The sequence below is a fragment of the uncultured Campylobacter sp. genome (genome assembly GCF_938045465.1).
GTDB lineage: Bacteria > Campylobacterota > Campylobacteria > Campylobacterales > Campylobacteraceae > Campylobacter_B.
This window is the reverse complement of record NZ_CALIBF010000117.1, coordinates 1-9,503: the sequence shown is the minus strand read 5'-3', so window position 1 is coordinate 9,503 and position 9,503 is coordinate 1. Positions and strand designations below refer to the sequence as shown.

Here is a 9,503-nt window from a genome sequence, read left to right as displayed (position 1 = left end):
GGGGGGGGGGGGGTAGAATTATGCTAAAAAATCTTAACCAAAGAGGCTATATGTTTAATTTTTTAAAAAATGTCTTTATTATCTTTTGTATTATCGTAATATGGGAAGCAATAAATAATAAATCGGGCAGTAAAGAAGGCTACTCACAAACGGGTTTTAATAGCTGCGATAGGCTAGTTAGGCTCACAACAGAAAAACTAAAGCAAGAAAATAACGAGCTAAGAAGAACGTATATATTGATGAAGCTAGAGGCAGGCTTGCAAATGTCCGACGAGCTTAAGAAACAATTTTGTTTATCGGCGCTCGAACATCCAGATGACTTTTTTAATGTGAAGAAATAAATTTTTATAAGGAGAAAAAATGAGAAAGATTGTTTTGGTTTTGACCTTATTATGGACTTTTGCATTTACGCAGACGGCGAAGCAAGATTGCGAAGAGTGTACGAGCACTCTACCGGGGGACATATTTTCGGAGATCGATAAAGATTATGCCAATGCTGCTAAATTTTACGAAAAATGTTGCGATTGCAATCAATACGACGCCTGCCAAAAGCTAGGGATATTATACGGCGACGGAAAGGGTGTGGAAAAAAACAGCAAAAAAGGGTTTGAGTTAATAAAAAAGTCGTGCGATGGAGGATCGGTACGCGGTTGCACATCGCTTGCTTATCAATACCACTTAGGAGGAAATGTTAAACAAGATCATAAAAAAGCGCTTGAATTATTTAAAAAGGCGTGTGAGGGCAACTATGGTTTATCTTGTTATATGTCGGCAACTTATTATACGGGCGAATATGAGGAAAACGGCATAGAAAAAGATGATAAAAAGGTGATTGGATTCTACACAAAAGCATGTGATAAAGGACTTGCATTGGGTTGCACAATACTAGGAGGGATCTATCATTCGGGCGATTTCGGTACAGAAAAGGACAACAAAAAAGCATCCTATTTTTACAAGAAAGCTTGCAACGGTGCCGACGACCAATGGAGTGCTTGCGCGGCATACGCCGCGTATGCAGAAGATAAAGATAAACTGGAGGCGGCAAGATACTATAAAAAAGCGTGCGAACTCGGTAAGGCGGATCCTCTCGCTAAAAATGAGAAATCTGCACAGGTTGTGCAATTTGCCTGCCGTTCATATAATTCTATAAAAAGTCTCATCGAATAAGATTGCTGCGGGCAACATAGCAAAACATTGCCCGCACAAAGCTCTCCGTACATATGAGTGTAGACTAAACTTAAAAGGTTGCGATGCAAAGCGCAAGGCGAGTGTTTGCAGTATCGCAGCGAGACTATCAACTAAGCTTCAATCACACTTAAAACCCTATTTACCGAGCGCTCGCGCAAGCGGGTATTGCAAACCGCCGAAGTAAAAAAAGCCTGATCGGAAGCGTTTGCGGCGTATCCCAACCGATCGCGCCTCATATTTTATTTTATAGCTTAGCTCGCGCACCAAATTTTAGATTTTGAAATTTAGCGCAAAAATATTATAATTTCGCCCAAATCACGGCTAGGATGGAAAATGAACTCACGCGTGCAAAACGAATATCTAAAATCAAAAATTATGAGCGCCGAGAAAGCCTGCGAACTGATCCCAAATGGCGCATCGGTGGGCTTTAGCGGCTTTGTTGGGGCGGGCTGCGCGCTAGCGCTGCCACAAGCTCTAGCGCAACGAGCGACAGCGCTGCACGAAAAAGGCGAGCCCTATCAAATCGAAATTTTTACAGGCGCATCGACCGATCCGCTTTTAGACGGAGTTTTGGCAAAAGCAGGTGCCGTGAGCTTTCGCGCGCCGTTTTTTACGGATGCCGATATGCGCCGTGCGATAAATAGCGGCGCCGTGCGATACGCGGACGTGCATCTATCAAGCCTTGCTGCTCAGCTTAAGGCCGGCTTTTTTCCGCATCTAAACTTTGCCGTGATCGAAGTAGTGGCGATTAAAGAAAGTGGTGAGCTCGTGCCGTCCACGTCGCTAGGCAACAACCAGGCCTGGCTCGATATCGCCGATCGCGTGATTTTAGAAGTGAATTACTATCAGCCGCTTGAGCTGGAGGGCATTCACGACGTTACGGATCTGCGCCTGCCGCCGCATGCTGAGGATCTGCCGATCAAGCACGTAGGCGATCGCGTAGGCAGTCCCTATATGCATGTAGATCCTGCCAAAGTAGTCGCTGTCATAGAGGCTAGGACGCATGATCGCGTCAATAATTTTACCGCCGTGGATGAAATTTCAAGCGCGATTGGGTGCAATGTCGTAAAATTTCTAAAAAACGAGGAAGCTTGCGGCAGACTTCCCGCAAAGAAGCTACTGCCGCTACAATCGGGCATCGGCAACGTCGCTAACGCCGTGCTTAGCTCACTACAAAATGCTGGCTACCAAGGGCTGCAGTGCTACTCCGAGGTGATCCAAGACGGCATGCTAGATCTCATCAAAAGAGGCGTCGTAGGCACTGCAAGTGCCACAGCGCTATCGCTTAGCCCCGCAGGTGTCGAGGAATTTCAAAAAAACATCGATTTCTACCGCAAGCACATCATACTGCGCTCACAAGACGTCTCCAACTCGCCAGCGCTTATCAGAAGGCTTGGCGTCGTGTCGATGAATGGCATGCTCGAGGCAGATATCTACGGCAACGTAAACTCCACTAACGTCATGGGTTCGCAGATGAAAAACGGCATCGGCGGTAGCGGTGACTTCGCTCGCAACGGATATTTGTCGCTATTTCTTAGCCCGTCGCTAGCTAAAGGCGGCGCGATCAGCGCTATCGTGCCGTTCGTGAGTCACGTTGATCATACCGAGCACGACACTCAAGTCATCATCACCGAATACGGCATCGCCGATCTGCGCGGTAAATGCCCTCGTGAGCGGGCTCGCGCGATGATAAGCATCGCGCATCCCGCTTACCAAGACGCGCTGAGAGATTATTTCGAGCGGGCATGTGCGCAGCCCTGTGCGGGGCATACTCCACACATCTTAAGCGAGGCGCTGTCGTGGCATCAAAGATTTAAAGATACGGGGAGTATGAAGGCTTAGAGCGAATTTGCTTGAGCTAATGCGCTAAAGCCTAAAATTTAAGCTCATTCTCGCTGAAAGCAAGAAAGTTTGCACTTAAAAATTCCGCCTGCATTTGAAAGCTCTATCGCTAATTAGAGCAAAGCTCGTTAAAATTTTTATTTTATAAAGCTCGCGCGAAATGTTATAAAACGAATAGATCGAAATTTGCGCCATAAAATTTTAAAATTTGCAGGCGGGTTTAAGGCGCGGAATTTAAAATTTTATCGCTACGGAATTTTAAAATTTAGCCTTAAATTTGCAGCTCGCGCATTTCAAATTTTAAAATTCTACGGCTTGGAATTTTAAAATTTTGAACTTCGCAAAATTTCATCCATAAATCTGCTATCAAATTTTAAATTTAGCTCTCACTTCATTTGCCATGCGTAAGCTTTTACGGCAATCTTAGCTACAAGGCGCGCCATAAGTTCGCGATAAAACCGCGTAGTATTTGTCAAGATAAATTCCGTATTAAAACAGCATCTTGCTAAATCAGAATTTCTCGCCTTACGAAAGCGGTCTTTGGGCTATAAATTTAAAGAGGCGGGCTATAAAGTCGCGGCGAGATGAGATTAGAATTTTATCCTCGAAGGCTCCATCGGCTTGCTGTAGAAGTAGCCCTGCATATATTTAATCCCCATCTCTTCTAAGATGATTGAAATTTCGTGGTTTTCTACGTATTCGGCGATGAGCTCGTAGCCCTGCTTGCGCGCGAAGTTAGCGATAGTTTCGACGATAGCGCGCGAGTTTTTGTCGTTTGCGATGTTTTTGATGAGCGCTCCGTCGATCTTTATGTAATCCACGTCGAGCGTTAAAATTCTATAGTAGTTGGAGTATCCGCTGCCAAAATCGTCTATCGCGACCTTGCAGCCGTAGTTTTTGGCTACGGCTATGAAGCTGCGCAGGCTCTCGTAATCGTCAAATTCCTCGCTTTCTAAAATTTCAATAAATAAATTTGAAGCGTTTGGGCTGGATGCGAGCTTGCGCTCTAAAAGTTCCTTGATACCTTCGTTTGCGATGTCAAAATATGAAAGATTTATGCTAAAGCAAGTCCCTGCGAAGCGGTCTAGCAAGCGAAAGGCTTCGTTTATTACGACCTGAGTTAGCGGGATGTAGAGAGAGGTTTGCTTTGCGATGTCGATAAACTCACCCGGGCAGCGCGTCTTGCCCGAGCGGTCGATTAGGCGGATTAGAATTTCATATACTAACGGGACATAATCACCGCCCTCGGTGCCGTAGGTGTTACCACTAGGATCGCGGTGGGTGATATCAAATATGGGCTGAACAAGCACAAAGACTTGATTTTTCTTGATCGCATTTTGAATGGTGTTGATCATAATCTGGTTTTGAAGATATTTTTCCTCAATCGCATTTGGACGCGAATAAAAGCCCACGTGCTCGTTTTTGCTCTGCGCCTCATACATCGCCATAACCGCCTGAAAGACCCTATTTGCGCCGCCCGCTACATCTGCACGCTCGCTTACACCCATCGTGATATTTAAAGGCGCGGAGGCAAAGCCCTCGGTCGTATGGAGATTAAAAACCTTGTCGGTGAAGTATTTATTTATGATCTCCACGTCGCGCGCGACATTTAGTCCCTCGTAAAATAGGCAAAACTCATCCGATTGGATGCGAAAGATACTGGCTTTGATCTCGTGCGATTCGATACACATCGCAAGCGTGCGCGCAAAGGAGCGCAGAATTTCATTCGTCGTCTCCGCCTTGTAAAAAAGCCGTAAATTCGCAAAATTTACGATAGTGATGTAGATCGCTACGCCCGTTTTTTCGGCGTTTATTAGCTCGTATAGCGCTGCTTCGTTGCCCTGGCCCGTAAGATGATCGATATAGACTTGATTGTTTAAGCTCTCCTTTGCGCTCGCAAGAGCTAGTTTCATAATCTCGCGCTCGCCGATGTCATGAGCGTAAAGCGCATATAGCGGCGGCTTGGACGCAGCCGCGACATTTGCTAGTCTTAGGCTCACATCGGCTAGTTCGCCATTTTTACGGAGCAGGCGCATGTCTTTGGCGCTTTTATTTACCATCGCAGGAAGTTCGATCCCTTTATCTTTGGGCATCAAAACTCCAAGATCGCTTCCTTCCAGCTCGCTTTGTTCGTAGCCGCTTAAGCTAAGCGCGCTTTTATTGGCGTATAAAATTTTAAAGCTATGATCTGCCAAAACTATCGCTTCGCCTGCCTCCTCGCATAGGACGCGATAGGGCGCGAGGGCGCGTTTACTACGCAAAGCATTGGAATTTATGATGTAAGTAAGCAGTAAAAACGACAAAAACACCGCCGTGTAAAGCATCGTCATTTGCATAAACGAGCCGTAAAATTCCTCGCTAGCGTAAGAAAATCGCTCGCGCAGGCTTGCGAAACGCTCGTTGAGCAACGAGAGATTATCGCTTACGATGATATTTTGACGCTCGAAATTCCTTAAAATTTGCCGCGCGATTCCTATAAACGCAGCTTCGTCGGGGCTTGACGCATCTGCGCTTTCTAACGCGCTTTTTAAAGCAGAGATCTCGGAGCGATTTTTATAGTTAAGTCCTAAAATTTGAGAGTAGAGATTTGCTCTTTGCGCATTTGCGCCACTGGATAGAAATTTTTGCTGCAGACTTTGAAAAAGGATTAAATTCTGCGAATTTAAAGCCCCAAGCTCGTCCAAAAGTGAAATCTTATCGCCAAAAGCGCTTCCGATCGCGCGCACATCGCTGCTAAGTCCGATTTTATCGATGATTTTGTCTTTTTGTAGAGCTTGCAGCACCTGATAGATGCCGCGCATATCGGCATTTGCAATCGAAAAGTCCCTTCTTGCGATCTTTGCATCAAATAATATATTTAAGCGGTTATCGGCGTTATCGATCAAAGCTAGCTCGCGCGAAATCGTGCTAAATCTCGCTACATCTCTTAGCGACGAGAAATAATTCCCGGCGATGATTATGCCTAATATCATAATCCCCACCATCAAAGCCCACATTATCTTATCTTTCATCCTGCGCCTCCGTCATATCGCCCTTAAGTGTAGCCAAAAAGCTCATCAAAGCATCAAGCTCCCCATCGTTAAGATCGTATTTTAGCAGATCCTTTGCGATCTGCCGCACCGCAAGACGCAAATCCGTCTGCCCGTTTACGTAAGGCGCAGTTTGCGTGATATTGCGCAAGCTAGGCACGCGGCGCAGCTCAAATCCATCGGAAGTGAGCCTATGCTTAGGCGCATCCTCCTCTTCCGCGCTCGGGCGAATTTTAGTAAAGCTGCCGGTGCCTAGGCTAACGCCGTTGTGACATACCGAGCACAGCCGTACAAAAAGCACATATCCGTTATATTCGGCATCATTTAGCTTAACCTCGCCGCGCAAAAATCGGTCAAATTTGGAATTTATCGCCGTTTTGGACTTTAAAAATTCCTTCAGCGCATCAATGAAGTTTTCCGTATTCGCCTCGCCGTAAGCACTTTTAAAAGCCTGCTTGTAGGCTAAATTCTTCCTGATAAGCTCTAAAATTCTATCTTCGCTCGCGTCCAGTTCATTCTCGCTAAAAACTGACGCCGCGATCCGCGCTTCAAAGCCCGCGAAATTATAATCGCCCAAGTAGCGGTCAAAATAATAAGAATTTATTAGCGTAGGCACGCGTCCGTCGCGCACCGAAGCGCCCGAGTCGTTTAGATAGAAGTTATGGCAGCTCTCGCAGGAGCGGCCTTTGCGGCTAAATCTCACGTCCGAAAAAATTTTTGCTCCCAACTGCGCTTTTTGCGGGTCATATTTAGGCATCTCAAGCGGCGTAAAAAGATTGCCGCAAAGCCCCAAAAGCGGCGCCAGGCTAAATATAAAACAGCTTAAAACTCGCTTCGATCTCATCGCTTATCATCCCGCCTTTAGCCTGCTTTTTCAAAATCTCCTCGATCTCGCGCTCACTGGCCTTCGCGCCGTCCATATGTAGGTGCCACGCGGCGTTTTTCACCGCTTCTTGCAGACTGCGTTTTTGCTCGCGCTTCTCAGTTAAAATTTCGCTTTTAAATTTGATGTCGCGCGCGCCAAGCAGCGCCTCGAACTTTTCGGCGGCGGTAGCAAGTCTTTTGTGCTCTGTGCCGAAACGCTCGAACAGCGGCGCTAGCATTGATGAATTGCGCTCGCTCGCCCAGTTTAGATAAATTTTGCGCTCGCCCAAAGCCAAAAACGCCTCAAAATCCTCCGTGCTTTTTAGCGCGGGGCTCATCGTAAGAAACGCGATGTCAAAAACTGCGGGAATTTTAAAATTTTCGCTCTCGCGGCTTTTGCTCATAGCGTCTTTTAAATTTAAAGCCCGGGCTTCTTGAGCTTGCGCGTTTGAAATTTCGCTCTGCGAGCGTGGATAAATTTTAAAATTTTCATCCGCCGCATTTGCAAAACCATCGCGGCTCAGCCGCTCGCAAAACTCCGCAAAGCTTAAATTTAATACGTTTTGCAAGCTGATGCCAAACTCCTCCGCGCTGCGCCTTAGCTCGCGCAGCATCCCCTCCGAGCTATCGATCGCCGTGACCTTGGCGCCCAGCGACGCGAGATACAGCGAGTAAACCCCCGTGCCGGCGCCTACGTCGAGCACGCTTTTACCCGCAAAGCTCACGCCCCAGCCGCGCAGTATCTCAAACACCCGCTTGCCAAAATCCCCTAGCTCGCCGCTAAATTTGGCGTAACTTTCGGACTTTTTATCCCAGCTATTTTTATGTGATTTTTCGCCGATTTTCTCCACCACTCGCCTTTAAATTTTTTGTAATAATAGCAAAATTTGGCAATTTTTCCGAATTTGGGCTATAATAAATGCTTTCAAAATCTAGGCGAAAGGGCGTTCATGGCGGACGTGACGATAAGAAATTTAAACTTTGCTTACGAAAAACGCGAAATTTTAAAAGATATAAGCTTAAGCTACGAGCTGCGCGATTTTTTAGCAATTTTTGGGCCCAACGGCGGCGGCAAAAGCACCCTTTTGAAGCTGCTTTTGGGGCTGCTGCGACCAAGCTCGGGCACAATCGAAATTTTAGGCAGATCGCCCGCGCTTGCCAGGGCGCAAATGGGCTACGTACCGCAGTTCATCGCGATAAACAAAAGCTTTCCCATAAGCGTGCTCGAAGTCGTTTTAATGGGGCTGATAGATAAGAAAATTTTTGGCTTTTACTCTAAATCCGAGCGCGAGCAAGCCATGCAAGCTTTGGAGCGCGTAGGCATGCAGAGCTTAGCCTGCTGCCGCATCAGCGAGCTTAGCGGCGGACAAAGACAGCGCGTTTACATCGCGCGGGCGCTGTGCGCGAAGGCTAAAATTTTACTTCTTGATGAGCCGCTAGCGAGCATCGACACGATGGGGCAGGTTCAAATTTACGAGCTTTTAAAATCCCTAAATGAGAGCGGCTGCGGCATAATTCTAATCAGCCACGACGTGCAGCTTGCGCTAAACTACGCAAACCGCGCTCTTTACGTCGCAAACGGCTCGGCGCACACTCACGAGATCGATCCCGGGGGCAGGGCGGAATTTTTAGATCATCTGCGACGCGAGCACGGGCACTTCTGCGCTGTCGATCTCGCGCTTAACGAATGCTGCTGCAAGGAGGGCGAAAATGGCTGAAATTTTATCTTACGATTTCATGCGAAACGCCCTAATCGGCGGGCTTTTAGTCAGTATAGTCTGCGGCGTCGTGGGCTCTTTAGTCGTGATAAATCGCATGAGCTTCATAGCAGGCGGCATCGCGCACGGCGCATACGGCGGCATCGGCATCGCACTATTTTTAGGCATCTCGCCCGTGCTGGGAGCTAGCGTATTTGCGCTGTTTTTGGGGCTGCTCATCGCCTACGTTACGCTGCGAAACACCGAGCGCTTCGACGCCGTAATCGGCGCGATATGGGCGTTTGGAATGGCGCTAGGGATAATCTTCGCCGATCTCACGCCTGGATACAAATCCGATCTGATGAGCTTTTTATTCGGCTCCATCCTAGCGATAAATCACGAAAATTTAATCTTCATCGGCATTTGCGGCACGGCATTTGCGGCGCTTACGGCGTGCTTTTACAGACAGTTTTTAGCGATCAGCTTCGATAAGGAATTCGCCCTGCTGCGAGGAGTTAATACGAGCGTCTTTTACTACGTCCTCGTGGTAATGGCGAGCCTCGCGGTGGTCGCATCGATTCAGATCGTAGGGCTAATCTTAGTAATCTCGCTGATGACGATCCCGCCCTTCATCGCCGAAAAAATTTCAAAAAGCTTAGGCTCGATGATGGCGATAAGCTGCGCGCTATCGGCGCTTTTCTGCGCAGCGGGGCTTATTTTGAGCTTTAAGCTCAATCTAACCAGCGGCGCTTCGATAATCCTAGTCGCCTCGGTCTGCTTTTTCGCAAGCTCGGTCTTTAGCAAACTTCGCGCCTAAAATCCCGCCCAGCTCGCTAAGCAGGATGCCTGCGAGTATCAGCGCCGCGCCTAAAATTTGAAGCGC

8 protein-coding genes are annotated in these 9,503 nt (G+C 47.4%); 5 read left to right on the top strand and 3 right to left on the bottom strand.

Annotation, left to right across the window (positions count from 1 at the left end):
- The 3 genes from Q0413_RS05480 to Q0413_RS05470 form a co-directional block, all read left to right on the top strand.
- The coding region (locus tag Q0413_RS05480; RefSeq protein WP_298987976.1) for a hypothetical protein at positions 1-341 on the top strand (341 nt) is incomplete at its 5' end.
- Positions 342-360: 19 nt separating this feature from the next.
- Positions 361-1,167: a tetratricopeptide repeat protein gene (locus Q0413_RS05475; protein WP_297943200.1), complete on the top strand. Its 807-nt coding sequence runs from the start codon at positions 361-363 to the stop codon at positions 1,165-1,167.
- A gap of 354 nt (positions 1,168-1,521) precedes the next feature.
- Positions 1,522-3,030, top strand: a complete 1,509-nt coding sequence (locus Q0413_RS05470; RefSeq protein WP_298987975.1) for a succinate CoA transferase — start codon at positions 1,522-1,524, stop codon at positions 3,028-3,030.
- A gap of 590 nt (positions 3,031-3,620) precedes the next feature.
- Here Q0413_RS05470 and Q0413_RS05465 read toward each other — a convergent pair.
- The 3 genes from Q0413_RS05465 to Q0413_RS05455 are packed head-to-tail and all read right to left on the bottom strand — an operon-like array spanning position 3,621 to position 7,774.
- Entirely contained in the window at positions 3,621-6,041 is a 2,421-nt protein-coding gene (locus Q0413_RS05465) for an EAL domain-containing protein (RefSeq protein ID WP_298987974.1), read from the bottom strand.
- Positions 6,031-6,903 (bottom strand): cytochrome c peroxidase, encoded by an 873-nt coding sequence (locus Q0413_RS05460; RefSeq protein ID WP_298987973.1) that lies wholly within the window; start codon positions 6,901-6,903, stop codon positions 6,031-6,033. The genes Q0413_RS05465 and Q0413_RS05460 overlap by 11 nt, the downstream gene beginning before the upstream one ends.
- Complete coding sequence (locus Q0413_RS05455) at positions 6,866-7,774, bottom strand: bifunctional 2-polyprenyl-6-hydroxyphenol methylase/3-demethylubiquinol 3-O-methyltransferase UbiG (RefSeq protein WP_298987971.1); 909 nt, start codon at positions 7,772-7,774, stop codon at positions 6,866-6,868. The genes Q0413_RS05460 and Q0413_RS05455 overlap by 38 nt, the downstream gene beginning before the upstream one ends.
- Positions 7,775-7,873: 99 nt before the next feature.
- Between Q0413_RS05455 and Q0413_RS05450 the strand changes: the two genes are divergently transcribed.
- On the top strand, positions 7,874-8,641 hold the full coding sequence (locus tag Q0413_RS05450) for an ABC transporter ATP-binding protein (protein WP_298987969.1): 768 nt from the start codon (positions 7,874-7,876) through the stop codon (positions 8,639-8,641).
- Entirely contained in the window at positions 8,634-9,437 is an 804-nt protein-coding gene (locus Q0413_RS05445) for a metal ABC transporter permease (protein WP_298987967.1), read from the top strand. Before Q0413_RS05450 ends, Q0413_RS05445 begins: the two co-directional genes overlap by 8 nt.
- The last annotated feature ends 66 nt before the right edge of the window (positions 9,438-9,503 follow it).